Raw genomic sequence first — 245 nt, forward strand, 5'->3', positions numbered from 1 at the left:
GTGTTCACGCAGGCCGCGCGCCGCGGCGATCTGCTCGAACTGGGACGGCTCGCGGAATCGCTGCATCTGGGCAACTTCAACGCCTTCGACTCGCACGACGAATGGCTCTTCCTGAGCCTGCACCCCGCCGCGCTAATGGACACGAGCTACGGCGACGCCCTGCTCGCCGGCATCAAGGCGCTCGGGCTGCAACCGCAGCGCGTGGTGCTGGAAGTGTCGGAACAGGCGGGCGGCGAAAACTCGCG

The 245-nt window shown here is 67.8% G+C and carries 1 pseudogene; it reads left to right on the forward strand.

The window, feature by feature from the left end:
* Positions 1 to 245: pseudogene (locus SB751_RS34090) on the forward strand (EAL domain-containing protein); the annotation flags it as partial.

The organism is Cupriavidus sp. SIMBA_020, assembly GCF_046535395.1.
GTDB lineage: Bacteria > Pseudomonadota > Gammaproteobacteria > Burkholderiales > Burkholderiaceae > Cupriavidus > Cupriavidus campinensis.